General features: G+C 34.6%; 16 protein-coding genes, 1 tRNA gene and 1 pseudogene. 8 read left to right on the top strand and 10 right to left on the bottom strand.

Going from position 1 to position 16,250, the window contains the following annotated elements; genetic code table 11:
* Positions 1-4: 4 nt before the first annotated feature.
* From rpoD to fabD, 3 genes are all read right to left on the bottom strand, one after another.
* A complete protein-coding gene (gene rpoD / locus C6H25_RS06795) occupies positions 5-1,957 on the bottom strand; it encodes an RNA polymerase sigma factor RpoD (RefSeq protein WP_104748685.1) in 1,953 nt (650 codons plus the stop codon).
* 125 nt (positions 1,958-2,082) lie between these two features.
* Complete coding sequence (locus C6H25_RS06790) at positions 2,083-2,775, bottom strand: 5'-methylthioadenosine/adenosylhomocysteine nucleosidase (protein ID WP_104748684.1); 693 nt, start codon at positions 2,773-2,775, stop codon at positions 2,083-2,085.
* Between the two features lie 13 nt (positions 2,776-2,788).
* Positions 2,789-3,718, bottom strand: a complete 930-nt coding sequence (gene fabD, locus C6H25_RS06785) for an ACP S-malonyltransferase (protein ID WP_104748683.1) — start codon at positions 3,716-3,718, stop codon at positions 2,789-2,791.
* A 153-nt stretch (positions 3,719-3,871) separates the two neighbouring features.
* Between fabD and C6H25_RS06780 the strand changes: the two genes are divergently transcribed.
* A tRNA-Ser gene (locus tag C6H25_RS06780) sits at positions 3,872-3,963 on the top strand.
* Positions 3,964-4,497: 534 nt separating this feature from the next.
* Here C6H25_RS06780 and C6H25_RS06775 read toward each other — a convergent pair.
* Entirely contained in the window at positions 4,498-5,439 is a 942-nt protein-coding gene (locus C6H25_RS06775) for a D-2-hydroxyacid dehydrogenase (protein ID WP_104748682.1), read from the bottom strand.
* A 75-nt stretch (positions 5,440-5,514) separates the two neighbouring features.
* Between C6H25_RS06775 and C6H25_RS06770 the strand changes: the two genes are divergently transcribed.
* From C6H25_RS06770 to rpsI, 3 genes are all read left to right on the top strand, one after another.
* The gene (locus tag C6H25_RS06770) at positions 5,515-6,015 is read left to right on the top strand and encodes a hypothetical protein (RefSeq protein ID WP_104748681.1); all 501 of its coding nucleotides are present in this window, start codon (positions 5,515-5,517) and stop codon (positions 6,013-6,015) included.
* Between the two features lie 171 nt (positions 6,016-6,186).
* Positions 6,187-6,612, top strand: coding sequence for a 50S ribosomal protein L13 (gene rplM / locus C6H25_RS06765; RefSeq protein WP_104748680.1), 426 nt, complete (start codon positions 6,187-6,189; stop codon positions 6,610-6,612).
* Complete coding sequence (gene rpsI, locus C6H25_RS06760) at positions 6,609-6,998, top strand: 30S ribosomal protein S9 (protein WP_104748679.1); 390 nt, start codon at positions 6,609-6,611, stop codon at positions 6,996-6,998. The genes rplM and rpsI overlap by 4 nt, the downstream gene beginning before the upstream one ends.
* A gap of 984 nt (positions 6,999-7,982) precedes the next feature.
* Here the strand turns inward: rpsI and C6H25_RS06755 are convergent.
* Both C6H25_RS06755 and C6H25_RS06750 read right to left on the bottom strand, forming a co-directional pair.
* Positions 7,983-8,738, bottom strand: a complete 756-nt coding sequence (locus C6H25_RS06755; RefSeq protein ID WP_104748678.1) for a glycosyltransferase family 2 protein — start codon at positions 8,736-8,738, stop codon at positions 7,983-7,985.
* A 35-nt stretch (positions 8,739-8,773) separates the two neighbouring features.
* On the bottom strand, positions 8,774-10,456 hold the full coding sequence (locus tag C6H25_RS06750; RefSeq protein ID WP_104748677.1) for a methyl-accepting chemotaxis protein: 1,683 nt from the start codon (positions 10,454-10,456) through the stop codon (positions 8,774-8,776).
* A gap of 216 nt (positions 10,457-10,672) precedes the next feature.
* Between C6H25_RS06750 and C6H25_RS09030 the strand changes: the two are divergent.
* A pseudogene (locus tag C6H25_RS09030) lies at positions 10,673-10,778 on the top strand (flagellar basal body rod C-terminal domain-containing protein); the annotation flags it as partial.
* Between the two features lie 168 nt (positions 10,779-10,946).
* On the opposite strand, the gene nusB reads toward C6H25_RS09030, so the two are convergent.
* Genes nusB through C6H25_RS06725 form a run of 4 tightly spaced genes read right to left on the bottom strand, consistent with a single transcriptional unit; the run spans position 10,947 to position 13,311 of the window.
* Positions 10,947-11,354 carry a transcription antitermination factor NusB gene (nusB, locus tag C6H25_RS06740; protein ID WP_104748676.1) on the bottom strand — a complete coding sequence of 136 codons (408 nt, stop codon included), beginning with the start codon at positions 11,352-11,354 and terminating at the stop codon, positions 10,947-10,949.
* 1 nt (position 11,355) lies between these two features.
* The gene (ribH, locus tag C6H25_RS06735; RefSeq protein WP_104748675.1) at positions 11,356-11,826 is read right to left on the bottom strand and encodes a 6,7-dimethyl-8-ribityllumazine synthase; all 471 of its coding nucleotides are present in this window, start codon (positions 11,824-11,826) and stop codon (positions 11,356-11,358) included.
* Between the two features lie 10 nt (positions 11,827-11,836).
* Positions 11,837-12,652: a 3-deoxy-8-phosphooctulonate synthase gene (gene kdsA / locus C6H25_RS06730; RefSeq protein WP_104748674.1), complete on the bottom strand. Its 816-nt coding sequence runs from the start codon at positions 12,650-12,652 to the stop codon at positions 11,837-11,839.
* Positions 12,652-13,311: a carbonic anhydrase gene (locus C6H25_RS06725; protein WP_104748698.1), complete on the bottom strand. Its 660-nt coding sequence runs from the start codon at positions 13,309-13,311 to the stop codon at positions 12,652-12,654. The genes kdsA and C6H25_RS06725 overlap by 1 nt, the downstream gene beginning before the upstream one ends.
* A gap of 127 nt (positions 13,312-13,438) precedes the next feature.
* Between C6H25_RS06725 and pyrF the strand changes: the two genes are divergently transcribed.
* From pyrF to C6H25_RS06710, 3 genes are all read left to right on the top strand, one after another.
* Complete coding sequence (gene pyrF, locus C6H25_RS06720) at positions 13,439-14,122, top strand: orotidine-5'-phosphate decarboxylase (protein ID WP_104748673.1); 684 nt, start codon at positions 13,439-13,441, stop codon at positions 14,120-14,122.
* Positions 14,123-14,953, top strand: coding sequence for a pantoate--beta-alanine ligase (panC, locus tag C6H25_RS06715; protein ID WP_104748672.1), 831 nt, complete (start codon positions 14,123-14,125; stop codon positions 14,951-14,953).
* A gap of 146 nt (positions 14,954-15,099) precedes the next feature.
* Positions 15,100-16,119 (top strand): NADPH dehydrogenase, encoded by a 1,020-nt coding sequence (locus tag C6H25_RS06710; protein WP_104748671.1) that lies wholly within the window; start codon positions 15,100-15,102, stop codon positions 16,117-16,119.
* Positions 16,120-16,250: the final 131 nt, after the last annotated feature.

Genomic DNA, 16,250 nt, shown 5'->3' with positions numbered 1-16,250 from the left:
AAAATCAAATGCGTAAATAGTTTCTTAAAATACGCCCATATTGTGGACTTCTAAGTTTTTTAATAGCTGAGCTTTCAATTTGACGCACCCTCTCTCTTGTAACATTCAATTCTTTGCCAATTTCTTCTAAAGTCCTATCGCTCTCATCATCTAAAAGCCCAAAACGCATGCGAATGACTGCTTTTTCTCGCTCATTTAATTGGTCTAAAACGCCATCAATTTGAGATTTTAAATCTTCTCGCATGATGTGATCCATAGAACTTACGACATTTTTATCTTCTACAAAATCCCCAAATTTACCATCATCATCATTACCTACCGGTGCCTCTAAGCTAATAGGTTCTTTAGTAACCTTAATCACATTTTTCACTTTATCTAAGGAAAGCCCTACTTCTTCAGCCACCACTTCTAAATCCGGCTCTTTGCCATTCTCTTGCATATGCTTTCGCATGACTTTATTAATGCGATTGATAGTATCAATCATATGAATGGGAATGCGAATAGTGCGGGCTTGGTCAGCTATGGCACGACTGATAGCTTGCTTAATCCACCAAGTCGCATAGGTAGAAAACTTAAAGCCTTTTTCATACTCAAACTTATCTACTGCTTTCATCAAGCCGATGTTGCCCTCTTGAATCAAGTCTAAGAAAGGTAAGCCCCTACTTGTAAAGCGTTTAGCAATGCTAACCACAAGTCTTAAATTAGATTTAGCCATTTTATTCTTAGCCCTATCTGAAATCAACTTGCCTCGCTTGATTTGCTCTAAAATCTCTTTGAGTTTGTTAGGGTCTAAATCAAAGCCTTCTTCGCTCGCTTCTTTAGTTAAAAAGAGTTTTTTAAGCTCCATATATACGCTAACCATAGTCGCTTCTGGCACTTGAGCGATAATGTCATCTTTAGTCATGTTAGTGATATTAGAAAGGATTTTTTGATGGTTAGCAATCAAAGCGTCATTAAATAAGGGCAGTTTGTATTCTAGGCGTTTCAACTCTTTTTCAAACCCATCGCCACTCTTTAGAGTGGTTTCCATCGTTTTTACTAATTCATTAATAAGTTTGCTTGTAGGCCCTAAATCATAGAGTCTATCCTTAAGCATTTGGCGTTTATAAGCTAGATTAAGCAAATAGACTAATTCGTCTTCATTTTCATCTTTAGGTTCGTTTAAGGTCTTCAGCCATTCTTTTTTAGCTTTATCCAAAGCCTTAAAGCTTTCTAAGACTTTTTCTACACGCTTTTTGTCTTTTTCAGAAACAACTTTTTTGCCCTCTTCGCCCTCTTCTTCATCATCTATTTCTTCTTCTTTTTTAGAATCTGAGCCTGAGCTATCGTCGTCATCATCAAAATTTCTAAAAAGCTCCTTTACTCTTCGTTCTCTATTGATTAAAGCGTCTTTATATGCATAAATAAAGTCAATCAAATACGGCACTGAGCAAATCGCATCTAAAATAATGTCTTCGCCCAAGCGGATCTGTTTGCTTAATTCAATCTCTTCTTCTTTGCCTAAAAGCTTGATATTCCCCATTTCACGCAAATACATACGCACCGGACTATCACTCCTAGACCATTCTAAAAATTCCTTTTCTTTTAAAAGGTCATAGCCATCTTCTAGCTCTTCTTCTAAAACTTTTTGTTTTTCTTCAGTATTTTTAATCTTATCAATAGCATTGAGTTTTTTAGCATATTCTGAAGAGCTAACCAACTCTTTTTGGTATTTTTGAGACAACTCTTTGATTTTTTTAACTTGAGCTAGAGTGGGAGCTTTTGCACAAAGCTGAATAATGGATTCATAAGAAATACAATCACTCAAAGAGTTTGTAAATAATTCTTCTAGTTCTTCATTAAAACTAAGCTTTTTAACGCTAGGTTTTTTTACGAGTTTGGTTTCTTTAGACTTGGTTTCTGAAATTTCTTGTGTGGCTTTTTTGGGGGTTTTTTCTTCGTTAGCTTTTTTTTTCATTGAATATACTCCATAAAATAAGAACCTATGCTTTCAAAATAGAAAGTTAGGTTTAATATATGAGATGACGCCTAATCCTTCAAGGGCGAGATTTTACTAAAAAATAGCTTAAATTCTAATTATTTTTAAAACTTATCTACCATACTTTTTAGGAATTTGGCTGAAGTTTTAGCGCTTTGTTCTAAAAAGTCATCAAAACTCATATCCGCCTCTTCATCAGCGTTATCGCTAATACTTCTTAAAACACAGCATGGCACGCCAAATTTTTGACACACAAACGCTACGCTCGCCCCCTCCATTTCTACCGCACTCGCATTAAATTCTTTAATCAAAAATTCCTTGCGTAACCTATCATGCACAAATTGATCTCCTGATGCAATAATTCCCTCTTTTAAAACAATGTGTTGCTCATTAGCAACTTGGCTTGCTAAAGCATTCAATTCTTTACAAGTCTCTACAAAAATTTCACTCTCAGGAATAAACCCCAAGGGGTGATTAAACGCACTCAAATCCACATCATGCTGAACCAATTTATTAGCAATCAACAAATCATTGATTTTTAAATCTTTTATTAAGCTCCCAGCCACTCCACTAAAAAGCACCTTTTCTACACCAAAATATAAAATCATGCTCGTCGTGGTTAAAGTGGAATGCACTTTGCCAATCTTGCTATAAGCAATAATGATTTCTTTATCTTTATAAAATCCCTTATGAAAGACATTCCCACCCAAAGAAATTTCTTCAAAATTAATCCCAAATAGTTCTAACAAAGGCGTAATTTCTTCTCTCATCGCCCCTAAAATTCCAATTTTTTGCATTGTCTCTTTCCTTTTACACATACTCTTCTAAAAATTCAATAACCTCTTCAAGCCCCTTATTATCCCCTACGCTTAAAGTTGGCTTATTGCTTAATCGCTTATTAAGCCCTTTTAGCACATTCCCACAGCCTAATTCAAAAAACACATCAACTCTATCATTATTTTCTTTCACGCAATCTTGGTAATGCACCGGCTGAGTGAGTTGCAAACTCAATAACTCAATGGCTTTTTCTTTATTGCTATAAGCCTCTTTTGTAGCGTTAGAAATCACTTCAAAATTAAACTTATCTTTCAAGCTTTTTTCTAACAACGCTCTAAAACTAGAAGTCATAGGCTCTAAAAAAGGGCAGTGGCTTGCTACACTCATTTCTAAAAACACCACTCTTTTAGCCCCCATTTCTTTTAAGATTGGCTCTAAAGTTTTCAAATCGCTTTTAAGCCCAGCTAAAACCACTTGCATTCCGCCATTAAAATTCGCGCACCACACATTTTTAGTTTTTTGACACAAACTCAAAAGTTTTTCTTCTTGCACGCCCAAAACCACCATCATAGAAACATCTTTACCATTGCATACTTCTTGCATCATCTTGCCTCTTTCATGCGTGAGCTTGATAGCCTTATCAAAATCTAACGCCCCACTCAAAGAGACTGCACTCACTTCGCCCAAAGAATGCCCCAAAGCAAAAGTAGGTCTTAGCCCACCCTCAATTCTTTGGTCTAATAATTTATAAGCAATGTAGCTCACTAAATAAATGGCTGGCTGAGTATAAGCAGTCTGATTTAACAAATCATTTTCTTCAAAAAGCATTTTTTTCATATCTACTTTAAGCACACCAGAGGCTTTTTCAAACAATTCCTTAGCTAATGAATGGCTTTCATAAAATGACTTTCCCATTCCCACACATTGTGAGCCTTGTCCCGGAAACAATAATGCGTATTGCATATTAGCTCTCCTTTTTTTCTTTAAAATATAACTTTATCAAGCGAAATTCTAATATTAAAAGCCTTTAGTTTTGTTTAGAAATCATTAAATTTTGTTTTAAAATTGTTAAGTTTAAGTTTTATTTCAGATTAAACCTACTATAATTTCTGCATTGGACAGGTGGGTGAGTTGGCTGAAACCACATCCCTGCTAAGGATGCGTAGCCGTTAAGGTTACCGAGGGTTCGAATCCCTCCCTGTCCGCCAGCCTTTTTGCCTTTTAAACTTTTTGTTAATGTCTTTAATAAGACATCATAGAGTTTCTAAGCATTCCTTTTACAACACTCCTTTTACAGATTTTACAAATACAAATACTTAGGTTGGGTGAAGAGAGACACCCAACCTAACCCCCTCTTTAAAATTAAAAAAATAAAATTATTTTTAGTTAAAATTTTTCTTTTTAATAATGATACTTTAAGTAACTATTTAATATAAAATCTTAAAAACTAATCATAATTTAAAGTTTTTATAAGATAATATTTTAGATTTTTTGCTTAATTCGTTTTTATCCCCTATTTAAAAATATCCTTTAAATCAAAGCAACCCTCTTAAGACCGCATGGTTAACTCACTTTGCCACAACCCACACAGCAAACACAACAATAACAAGTATTTTTTAAAAAGATAATAAAAATATTTTTTAGATATATTTTTATTATCAAAATCTTTTTTATTATATAAATTTACAAAAACAAATAAAAATACAAAGCCCTATGTCAATTTAAGCATGAATTATTGTTTTCTAATGACTGATAAAAGATTGGATATTTTCCTTAGTCTTTTCTATCAAAGCATGCACGCTATCGCTATACCCCCAAGCTACATGAGGTGTTAAAAGCAATTTGTTTTGAATGCTAGGGTTTAAAAACACATGGTCGTGTTTTAATGGTTCGCTTTCAAACACATCGCTGGCATAATATAAATCTCTAGTTTGTAAAGCAAGGGCTAAATCCCTTTCATTCACAATGCCCCCACGACCCATATTAATTAGTATCGCATGGTCTTTTAAAATCTCTATTTCTTTAGCACTAATTAAATTGCGTGTGTTTTCATTTAAAGGAGCATGAATGCTGATAATATCGCTTGTTTTTAACAGCTCTTGCAGGGGTTTTTCTTCATAATCTTCTTGGCGTTTTACTTGGCTTGTTGAGCTATATGCCACTTTAGCTCCAAAGGCTTGGGCAAGACTAGCCACCCTTTTACCGATATTCCCTAGTCCAATAACCCCCCATACAGAATTTTTTACTAGCCCCATATTCCCATAAATATGCGTAAAAGTCTCACTCTTAGAATACCCTCCACTCTTACAATAGCTATCATAATAATTCAATCTGCCAAGCAATGACAACACACAAGCTAAAGTGTGTTGTGCTACAGACTCTGTAGAATAAGTGCTCACATTTTTCACTTCTATACCTAATTTTTGAGCTGTTTTTACATCTACATTATCCATACCGGTTGCTGTAATACAAATTAACTTTAACGCATTTAATCGCTCTAAAATCTCTTTATTAAGCACCACTTTATTTAAGACAATGATTTCAGCCCCCTTAGCACGCTCTAAAACTTCTTCTTGTGAAGTCGTCTCATAAAAACTAAAATCTGCTAATTCTTTAAGAGGTTCTAAAGCTTTTAAGCCAATGGTTTTAGCGTCTAATACCACGCCTTTTTTTAATGTTTGCATGCGTATTCCTTTATTAGTTTGTTTGATAATGATTATAATATAATCGTTAAAACAACCATTAAAGGACTTAACCCTATGCCAAAGACTAAAAAAAACACTCTTCCTTGTCATCTTTCTGTTAAACTCTCATGGTTTAAATGCTTTATTATTAAATGGCGCACCCGCTCACTAAGCAATAAAATCACCACCATGATACAAATCCTAAGCATTCTAGCCCTAGCAAGCAAAGCCAATGAAGACTTAGAAAAACAGCTTAAAAAAGTAAAGGTCTATATAGATAAAAATTTTAATTCCACCATCTCTACTGACATATACGATAGAGTGCTTGTTTTAGTAAGTGAATATTGCTCCAATGAAGAGCTTTTTGATAAAGAATGTGCTAGGATTTCAGAAAATATTGTCCAAGATATTCAGCTCTATGGTCTTGTAGATGAAATGCTAAGAGAGGATAAATACCAAGTGCAATGCACCGTTTTAAGGGGCATGGTTAGGCGAGAATACGACAAACGCTATGTTCTTAATAGCGAAGGCAAAATCCTTTTGGAATATCAAGAGCGTTTATTAGAAATGCCTTAAAAAATCCTAGCCATAACCTTAAAATTTTAACTTTTAAAATCCCATTAACTTTGCTTAGTTTTTGCTTAAGTTCAGCCAACTATAAGCCAATCTTATATTTTGCTGAAATTCAGCTATTTATAAGCTTATTCCTCTATAATTACCGCTTTATATTAACTAAAGGAATTCCCTATGACAAAGACTGCTAAAGTCAATGACATTGTTCGTGATTGGGTTGTTTTAGATGCCAAAGATAAGGTTTTTGGTCGCTTAATCACTGAAATCGCCGTGCTTTTAAGAGGCAAACACCGCCCTTTTTATACCCCTAATGTAGATTGTGGGGATTTTGTAGTAGTTATCAATGCTGATAAAGTTAAATTTTCTGGTATGAAATTAGAAGATAAAGAATATTTCACGCATTCTGGCTATTTTGGTAGCACTAAGAGTAAAACTCTCCAAGAAATGCTAGAAAAAACTCCCGAAAAGCTCTACCACTTAGCCGTTAGAGGCATGCTCCCTAAAACTAAGCTTGGCAAAGCGATGATTAAAAAGCTCAAAGTTTATCGTGATGATAAGCACCCACACACCGCACAAATCAGCAAAAAGGATGCTAAATGAAAAAAATCTATGCTACCGGTAAAAGAAAAACTGCTATCGCTAAAGTTTGGTTAAGCGTTGGAAAAGGGGAAATGTCTATCAATGACCAAAGCTTGAACCAATGGCTAGGCGGACATGAGGCGATCAAAATGAAAGTCATGCAACCTCTACTTTTAACCAAACAAGAGCAATCTGTAAACATTAAGGCGATTGTTTTTGGCGGAGGCTATAGCGCTCAAGCTGAAGCCTTAAGACATGGTATTTCTAAAGCTTTGAATGCGTATGACATTGCTTTCAGAGCGATTTTAAAACCCAAGGGCTTACTCACTAGAGATTCAAGAGTGGTTGAGCGTAAAAAATATGGTAAAAGAAAGGCTAGAAGAAGTCCACAATTCTCTAAGAGATAATCTCTCTTATAAAGGGGGCTATTTTTTAGCTCTTCTTTTATTTTTAATCTTACTTTCATAGATATTTTTTAATTCTTTAGTGTTTTTTTTCAACCTAAAAGTTTTTAACAAGTTTTTAAAAAGACTTTTTGTTGATTTCTACAAAAAAATCATTTCATTTTTTTGATAACCCTATTCAAGCATTCCTTAAGGATATTTCTAAAAATAGTCAAACCCTACTTTTCTTTGTTCTAATTGAATACTAACACTTACTTAATCAGGCTACTTTTGATTGATCTTTAGTCTTTTAAAAATTTTGTTTTATATCTGTAAAATATTTTATATAAAATATATATAATTATTATAATAAAATATATTTTATATATTTAAGTTAAAATTTATGTTATCTTATAGCACATTATTAGATTTATTAAGAAAGATTTTATTTTATAGCTTAAGTTTTATGGTGCTGTAAAACTCATTTTTATAAAGACCCTTGAAATTTATAATCTATAGTAAATTTTACAAATACTATCGCATTGACTTGTTGCTTATTAAGAGCATGTTTAATGCTTTTTTAAAATGCTTACAGATATTCTCGCTCCTTGTTTTAGAAGTTGCTTTAAAAACATCTAAGTATTTTTGAGTTTTTTAGACCTATACACTTTTTATATTGTCCTAAAAATATTTAGACATAAAAACTTATTTTTAAAAGCTCACGCACCTAGAAACAATGTTTTAATCCATATATAAAAATATTCCTATTTTTTTAAACAATATTGATTAGGTTAAAATGCTCGCAGTCATTAAGAATTAAAAAGTTTCAAAAAGTAAATTTTAAATAAAATATTTAAATATTATTATAGATATTTCTTAATTTTTATTGAATTATTTTTAATTACGATTTTCTATCAACACTTTTTGCAAATAGAGCTAAAGAATTTTAAAGGATACATAGCCTCAATAAAACTTTCTGTTTAAAGTCAATTTTTAGGAATACTCTCATCAAACCTTTTTAAACAGACCCATAATTTTTCTAGGGTATTTTAAAAGCATGGAAAGATAATTCGCTTGAATGCCATTTTCTTTACATGCTCTTATATTTTCTTTATTCCGCAACAAAAGGCTTTTTAACCCATTCGTGCTAACCCCACCCATTCGCATTGTAACTAACACTTCTTTCAAGTAAGAAAAGCTAATTTTTTGCACCACAAACAAACGAATTATCATCTCAAAGTCCGCTGAAATCTTATAATCTGTTTTGTATAATCCATAGCGTTCATAAATTTCTTTTTTAATAAAGAGTGTAGGGTGTGCTGGCACAATGCCATAAAGCAAAGTCTTAGGATTAAACTCCCCACTTTCATAATAACGCACCACTTTTTCTAAACAACTAGGTTTTACAAAAACCAAATCAGCATACACGCTATCGCAATTCTTCTTTTCAAACTCATGCACCACTTTTTCTACCACAAATCCATCGGTATAAAAATCATCGCTATTTAATAAGGCGATAATATCCCCACTCGCACGCCTTATGCCCTTATTCATAGCATCATAAATGCCCTTATCTTTTTCGCTCACTACACAAGCGATTTTATCCTTATATTTTTGAATGATTTCTAAGGTTCTATCCGTGCTAGCCCCATCTATAATGATGTATTCAATATTTTTATAAGTTTGATTAAACACTGAAAGAATGGTATCTTCAATCGTTTTTTCACTATTGAAACTCGCAGTAATCACAGATACTTTTAACAATTCAATACCACTCTCTTTTTTTATAAAATTGTAGCTTAAGTTTTAAATAAATTGACTTGCTTGTCTAAATGCATGGTCGTTTGATTGACATTAGTAGCAATATCTAAAATTTCTGATGAACTAGCCAAAGTATTGGAGGCAACTTTCTCTACCTCAACGAAATCTTGCACAATTATCTCAATTTGCTTTCCAGATTGCGCATAATCGTCCATGCTTTTATTACTATCTAAAACAACAGAGCTTAGATTATCACTCATTTTTTCATAAGTTTCTTGCACATCTTTGCTCATGTTGCTGAGTTCTTCAATTTTTTGCGAATTAAGCGTCATTTGTGCTGAAACATCGCTAATTTCTTGCACAATCACTCCAATAGTAGAATTAATTTCACTTAAAGATTTTTGAGTGCGTCCGGCTAGATTTCTCACTTCATCAGCTACGACTGCAAAACCTCTTCCATGCTCGCCTGCTCTTGCAGCCTCAATAGCTGCGTTTAAAGCTAATAAGTTAGTTTGGTCAGCAATATCATTTATGATATGCAAAATTGATTTCACATCATCAGCATTCTTGCTTAGTTGCTCCACCTTGTTAGCTAACTCTTCTTCAGTGTGTGCACTCTCTGTAATTTGAACAAACAAATCTTCAATAGCAACGCTACTTTCTTTTACAAGCTCTTGTGTTTCAACCAAACGCTTTCTCAAGCCTTGAGACTGCTCTACAGAGCTTATCACTGCACTAGCCACTCCTGTAGCCCTTTCTCTAATAGAATTCATAGCCACTGAAGAATCTTGCATGTCCTTTTGTGAAATAGTAGTAATTTGTGTCAGCTTATCCATAGCACTTTTATTATTTGCTGAAATCCCCTTAATCTCTTCTATAATCAAACGCACATTTTCCACAAATAGATTGACTCCATTGCCTACTTGCGAGATTTCATCATTACGCTTATCTACATCAATTTTTGCACTTAAATCTTTATCCCCACGACTGAAAGCATTGATTTTTACGACCAGTCCATCAATGCGTTTGACAATCCTTAATCTAGCATAAATTAAAGCCAAAATACCTAAAATAATGGTAATTACAGACAAATAAATGAATAATTTAGTCGTGTTTTGTTTAAAAAGATAATCAACGCTTTGAGTTATCATCTTGTTTTCAGCATTAATATCTGTGTAATATGAGGTTGCTACAATAACCATTTGAGACGCTTCGTCATAATGAGAATAGGCAAATTTTTTCTCTGGAATACCCCCATCATATTTTGGCATTTTATAATAAGTATAGCCCCCACCTTTATTTGCGGCCTCCAAATAACCCCGAACATAATACACCCCATCCACGCTTTGTGCACTAAGTCCAGATTTTCCTACAGTTTGGGGGTTAACAGGGTCAAATAATACTACTCCATTTTTATCCACCACAACCATATAAATCATGCCTTTATCATCATTAATACGCTTAAAATAATCTAATGCCATTTTTCTAGCCGTAGCATTATCAAAACTTTTATAATACTCATGAATACCTTGTTCAAGAAGTCTTGTGGTATAGGCAAGGGTTTTTTCACGCTTTTCATACTGCCCTTTTTGCAAATGCCCCATTAACTGCCCTAACGCATCTTTTTGCATGATTTGAACCACGCCTATAGAAAACCCTCCTAATAAAACTAAAGCTACAAGCACTACCGCAACAATCCTTGCACCAAGCGAAGCAAACATTATCTAATATCCTTTTATCCAATATAAACTTTAGCTTTTAATGCCCCCCCCCCCCCGAATTTTTACTTTTCTAAGTAAAAATCCAAAGCCTAAAAGCATGCCACTCATTCTACTATTACTCCTTAAATAAATTTTTAATTTTAATTCTATTTTTGATTTAATCTAAAGTAAATAAATGACTTACTGCCCTATATTAGTTATTAGTAGTGTATATAAGAAATGACAGATTTAATTACCGCCCAAAGAGCCTATAAGGCTAATTCTAAGAGCATTCAAACTGCAGATGCTATGCTTTCAAACAGTCAATTCTCTTAAACGCTAGATTTTGACTTTTGGCTTAGTTTATTTTTGCTATTATGGTATGGCACTACCAGGATTTTGCCAAAACAATATTACCCAGCAACTCCCAGCTAGAGCCAAAATGTAACAAGGTGTTGTAGTGAAATTCTAAATTGCCTTCTTTTTGATAGCAAGCAAAAACTCGCATTCCTTAAACTCCTTGTAACTTCTTGCTCAAAGAATCCAAGATAGCGTTTAAAAATTTAGGGGTGTTAGGCTCAGCATAGAGTTTGCCAAGCTCTATACACTCATTGATGATGATAGGGTTTTGTGTGGGTGTGAAGCAAATTTCATACGCCCCTAAGCGTAAAATCGCCTTTTCCATACTCCCCAAGCGTTTGAAATCCCAGTCTTTTAAATGCGGTTGAATGAGAGTGTCAATTTCGGCGATTTTTTCTAACACGCCATTAAAAAGACTTAATGCAAAAGCGAGTTGATTATTTTTAATCTTTTTTTCTTCTAACATACTAGTTGCGATTTTTTTAATTTCTTCATTCCCACTCTCAAACGCATACAATAATTCAATCACAGCTCCCCTAGCTTGAGTTCGTGTCGCCATTTTAACCCTTAAGAGTTTCACACAAGCTTAGTAGTTCAATGAGCGTGCTCATCGCTTCAAAGCCTTTATTTCCGGCTTTACTTCCTGCTCTTTCAATCGCTTGTTCAATATTATCAGTCGTTAGCACTCCAAAGCTTACCGGTAAGTTGTATTTTAACATCGTGTTTGCAATGCCCTTAGTCGCTTCCGCACTCACATAATCAAAATGCGGAGTCCCCCCTCTAATAATCGCTCCTAGAACACACACGCCATCATATTTTTTACTCTCTAATAATCTGTCTAAGATAAAGGGCAATTCATAAGCCCCAGGCACTAGAATAATGTCTAAAAGCTTTTCATTGCCCCCATGTCTCTTAAAACAATCCATTGCCCCTTCTTTTAATCTGTCTGTGATAATATGATTAAAACGAGATGTTAAAATAGCGATTCTTTCATTCCCCTGTAGTTGTAATTTTCCCTCTATTAGTTGCATGAATTTTCCTTTAAAATAAATTTTGAATTTTCAGTATGTCTCTTACCAAGCTTTCAAGCTCATCAGGTTTGAGCATGTTTGCCCCATCACTTAGGGCGTTTTTGGGGTCAATATGTGTTTCAGCAAACAACCCATCAATACCCACTGCAGCTGCAGCTCTGGCTAAAATAGGGGCAAAAGAGCTATCCCCAGAACTTTTCCCCTTCGCACCCCCTGGCATTTGCACGCTATGAGTGGCATCAAAAATCACAGGGGCAAACTCTCGCATTATCTTTAAAGAACGCATATCTACAACCAAATTCCCATACCCAAAGCTACTCCCCCTTTCACATAACCATACGCCGTTTTTTAGGGCGTTTTCATAAGTGGGGTTAGAAATACTACTATCTCTAGTTTTAAGGGCTTTTAAGACAGAATATTGCATGTCTTTTGGGTTCATAAATTGCCCTTTTTTGATGTTGATGATGGCATCTGTTTTGCTCGCTTCTACAATCAAATCCGTTTGACGGCATAAAAATGCCGGAATTTGTAAAATATCCGCCACTTTTGCTACAGCACTTACTTGATAGCTTTCATGCACATCGGTTAAAATTTGATAGCCAAATTCATCTTTAATCATTTGCAACATTTCTAAGCCCTTTTCTAAACCAGGCCCTCTGTAACTTTCTAAACTCGTGCGATTAGCCTTGTCAAAACTCGCTTTAAAATAAAAATCTAGCTCTTCATTCTTTGCTAGGGGTTGTAACTTGGTAGCGATACTTCTTAGATTTTCTAAGCTCTCAATGACGCATGGCCCAGCAATTAAAACGCTTTTAAGTGGCTTCATCAAATATCCTTTGTTTTATCTTTTTTCTCAATAGGTCTAAAGACATGACTTTCAAAATCATAATTATAAATTTTACCGGTTTCTATCACATAATGCCAGCCAAAAATTTTCAATTCATTTTTAGCCACTCTCTCTTTAATGAAATCATAGCTTAAAAGATTTTTGAGTTGCAAACGCACATTCAAACGCTCTGTAAGCCACATACGCTTTGCAGAATGATTGCTAAAATGCGGATAGTTTTCTAATTCTTCTTTAATAGGCTCTAAGAATTTAATCCAGCTTTCAATATAGGGGGTTTTAGCTCTTGTTTTTTCATCATCAATTAGATGAATGCTCCCACAAGCCCCGCAATTGCTATGCCCACAAATAATGATGTTTTGAATGCCTACATGCACGATAGCGTATTCAATGCTTGCAATAATAGAAAGGGCTTGCTCTTGGCAAGTTAGCTCACTTGGTGGCACAATATTGCCCATATTACGAATCACATACAATTCGCCAGGCTTTATGCCTGTGATTAAATTTGGCACTACTCGTGAATCCACACAGGAAATAAACAAAGTATGGGGCTTTTGCTTAGCTTTTAAACTCTCATAAAGCTCTTTTAACTCTTCATATTCATTTTCTTGAAATTCTAATGCCCCTAAAAATGCTTTAATCACGCTTAACCCTTATAGAATCTAATTTTTATGAAACTTCGTTTTATTTTTAAAACGCTTATCATAGCTAAAGTTCTTAAATTTCTTTTTGTTATAATGGCGTTATTCTACATTTTAAAGGGCTTTTATGCAATTATGTGTCGCATTAGACTTAGAAGAAAAAAAAGATAATCTCTCTTTATTAAAGGAATTAAAGGGCTTGGATTTATGGGCTAAGGTGGGACTTAGGTCTTTTATAAGAGATGGGTTTGTTTTTTTAGATGAAATTAAAGAGATTGATGAAAATTTTAAGATTTTTTTGGATTTGAAACTCTATGATATTCCTTATACTATGGCAAATGCCGCACTAGAATGCGCGAAATTAGACATTGATATGCTAACCATTCATTTAAGTAGTGGCAAGACTGCTATGCAAACTTTAATGCAACGCCTAAATGCCTTAAAAAAACGCCCCTTAATTATGGGTGTAAGTGCTTTAACAAGTTTTGGTGAAGAAGAATTTTTGAGTGTATATAACGCCCCTTTGAAAGCTCAAGCTATAAAGTTAAGCGCTATAGGCAAAGAAAGTGGCATTGATGGGGTGGTGTGTTCGGTGTTTGAAAGTTTGGCGATTAAAGAGAGCTTGGGTAAGGACTTTTTAACCTTAACACCTGGTATTAGACTCAATAAAGGCGATAAAGAAGACCAAGAAAGGGTGGCTAACGCTAAAGAAGCCAGAGAAAATCTAAGCGATTTTATCGTGGTGGGTCGTCCTATTTATCAAGCTAAAGAGCCTAGAGAAATTGTTTTAGAGCTTTTAAAGGATTGCTAGATGCAAGTTTTAGAAACTATCGCTGATTTAAAAAAATATCGTAAGAGTTTAAAAGAAAGCGTGGGTTTTGTGCCGACTATGGGAGCCTTACACAAAGGTCATCAAAGCTTAATAGAAAGAAGTTTGAAAGAAAATATTCATACTATTGTTAGCATTTTTGTTAATCCCACACAATTTGGGGCTAACGAAGATTTTAACGCTTACCCCCGAGTTTTAGAAAAAGATTTGAGCTTATGTGAAGAAGTAGGTGTTAATGCGGTGTTTATCCCTAAAGCTAATGAGATGTATCCCTATGAAATAGGGCAACGCTTAGAACTCTATGTCCCTAAATTTTTAGCGAACTCTTTAGAGGGGGCTTTAAGGAAGGGGCATTTTGATGGGGTGGTGCAAGTGGTGTTAAGATTGTTTCATCTCATTTGTCCTACTAGAGCGTATTTTGGTAAAAAGGACGCTCAACAGCTTTTAATCATTCAACACATGGTAAAAGACTTGCTTTTAGATACTGAGATTGTGCCGTGTGAAATTGTGCGTGATTTTGACAATCTCGCTTTAAGCTCTAGGAATGTGTATTTGAATGAATTTGAAAGGAAACAAGCCCTAGCAATCCCTAAAGCCTTAGAAAATATCAAACAGGCCATAGATAAGGGCGAAAAGGCGTGTGATGAGCTTCAAGCTATAGGGCTTAAAGTTTTAGAGAACTTGGAAGTGAATTATTTAGAATTTTGTAACCATAAACTAGAACCTTTAAAAATCATAGAGCCCCTTAACACACTTGTTTTAGTAGCGGTGTGTGTGGGTAAAACCAGGCTTTTAGATAATTTGTGGGTGTGAATAAAAGCTAGGGGTTAAGCATTTTTTTCTTTGGCTTTTAATTAATTTTTGGCTCTGTTTAAAAACTCTAAGATACAAACCACAAAATCTTTTTACCTTTTTCAATTATAATGGTCGCTATTTTTAAGATAAGAAAGGAAATAATCATGAAAAAAGAAAAAACCTTGCTTTTTAGCCCTTATAAAATCGCTAATTGCACGATAAAAAACAGAGTGGTTATGGCACCCATGGACCAATATATGGCAGTTGATGGCTTTGTGAATGACTGGCATTTGCACCATTATGTAGCTCGTGCTATAGGGCAAGTAGGCTTAATCATCATAGAGGCTAGTGCGGTGTGTGAGAATGGGCGCATTTCAGCACAAGATTTAGGCATTTATGATGACGCTCATATAGAGGGGCTTAAAAATATCGTTGAAAAATGCCATGCTTATGGCACAACAATGGCGATTCAAATCAATCATGCCGGGCGTAAAAGCTCTCTTAAAAACACGCCCTTAATCGCACCAAGTGCTATTAGTTTTAATGATAAGTTCCCTACCCCTAAAGAAATGGATACTAATGACATTAAGCAAGTCATTGAAGATTTTAAAAAATCAGCCTTAAGGGCTAAAGAGTGCGGCTTTGATATGCTAGAAATCCATGCCGCTCATGGTTACTTACTTAGCTCATTTTTATCGCCCTTAAGCAATAAGCGCACTGATAAATACGGACAAAATAGAGCCTTATTATTACAAGAAATTTTAGAATCCATTAAAAGCGTTCTTCCTAATATGCCCTTAATTGTGCGTATTTCTGCTGATGATTATCATCAAAATGGCAATAGTGCTAAGGATTTTATTAAACTTTTAGAGCCTTTGAGCCATTTGTATGATGCTTTAGATGTGAGCTGTGGAGGTGTAGTAGAAGTGCCTATTAGAGTGTATCCGGGCTATCAAATTGAACAAGCGAGCTTGTTAAAAGACGCGCTAGGTAAAATTACCATTGCTGGAGGGGCGTTAAGTGATGCTAAAATGGCACAAAAAATCATTTCTAGCCAAAGCGCTGATGCTATCTTTTTAGCTAGAGAATTACTTAAAAATCCTTTTTGGTGTCTTCAAAGTGCTTTAGCCTTAAACCAAGAGATAGATATTCCAAAGCCTTATGAACGCATTGTGCATATTTAAATAGGGTTTGTTGTGGGGGCTATCTCTAAGGCTTATAAAATGTTTTTGAGACAAAAACAAGGGCTTAAGGGGTTTGTTAGTTTGTCTATGTTGTGGTGTTTTTAGAGTTTTCCTAAAACCCCCACAAATAC

Origin of the sequence: Helicobacter cetorum (assembly GCF_900198405.1) — a bacterium.
GTDB lineage: Bacteria > Campylobacterota > Campylobacteria > Campylobacterales > Helicobacteraceae > Helicobacter > Helicobacter cetorum_C.
This window is presented reverse-complemented; position numbering and strand designations above follow the sequence as displayed.

Coding starts and splice junctions, on each gene's coding strand:
- ribH (WP_104748675.1), bottom strand. CDS start 11,826: ATGCAACTAATAGAGGGAAAATTACAACTACAGGGGAATGAAAGAATC.
- C6H25_RS06710 (WP_104748671.1), top strand. CDS start 15,100: ATGAAAAAAGAAAAAACCTTGCTTTTTAGCCCTTATAAAATCGCTAAT.
- rpoD (WP_104748685.1), bottom strand. CDS start 1,957: ATGAAAAAAAAAGCTAACGAAGAAAAAACCCCCAAAAAAGCCACACAA.
- fabD (WP_104748683.1), bottom strand. CDS start 3,718: ATGCAATACGCATTATTGTTTCCGGGACAAGGCTCACAATGTGTGGGA.
- rplM (WP_104748680.1), top strand. CDS start 6,187: ATGACAAAGACTGCTAAAGTCAATGACATTGTTCGTGATTGGGTTGTT.
- panC (WP_104748672.1), top strand. CDS start 14,123: ATGCAAGTTTTAGAAACTATCGCTGATTTAAAAAAATATCGTAAGAGT.
- C6H25_RS06775 (WP_104748682.1), bottom strand. CDS start 5,439: ATGCAAACATTAAAAAAAGGCGTGGTATTAGACGCTAAAACCATTGGC.
- C6H25_RS06790 (WP_104748684.1), bottom strand. CDS start 2,775: ATGCAAAAAATTGGAATTTTAGGGGCGATGAGAGAAGAAATTACGCCT.
- nusB (WP_104748676.1), bottom strand. CDS start 11,354: ATGGCGACACGAACTCAAGCTAGGGGAGCTGTGATTGAATTATTGTAT.
- rpsI (WP_104748679.1), top strand. CDS start 6,609: ATGAAAAAAATCTATGCTACCGGTAAAAGAAAAACTGCTATCGCTAAA.
- C6H25_RS06750 (WP_104748677.1), bottom strand. CDS start 10,456: ATGTTTGCTTCGCTTGGTGCAAGGATTGTTGCGGTAGTGCTTGTAGCT.
- pyrF (WP_104748673.1), top strand. CDS start 13,439: ATGCAATTATGTGTCGCATTAGACTTAGAAGAAAAAAAAGATAATCTC.
- C6H25_RS06770 (WP_104748681.1), top strand. CDS start 5,515: ATGCCAAAGACTAAAAAAAACACTCTTCCTTGTCATCTTTCTGTTAAA.
- kdsA (WP_104748674.1), bottom strand. CDS start 12,652: ATGAAGCCACTTAAAAGCGTTTTAATTGCTGGGCCATGCGTCATTGAG.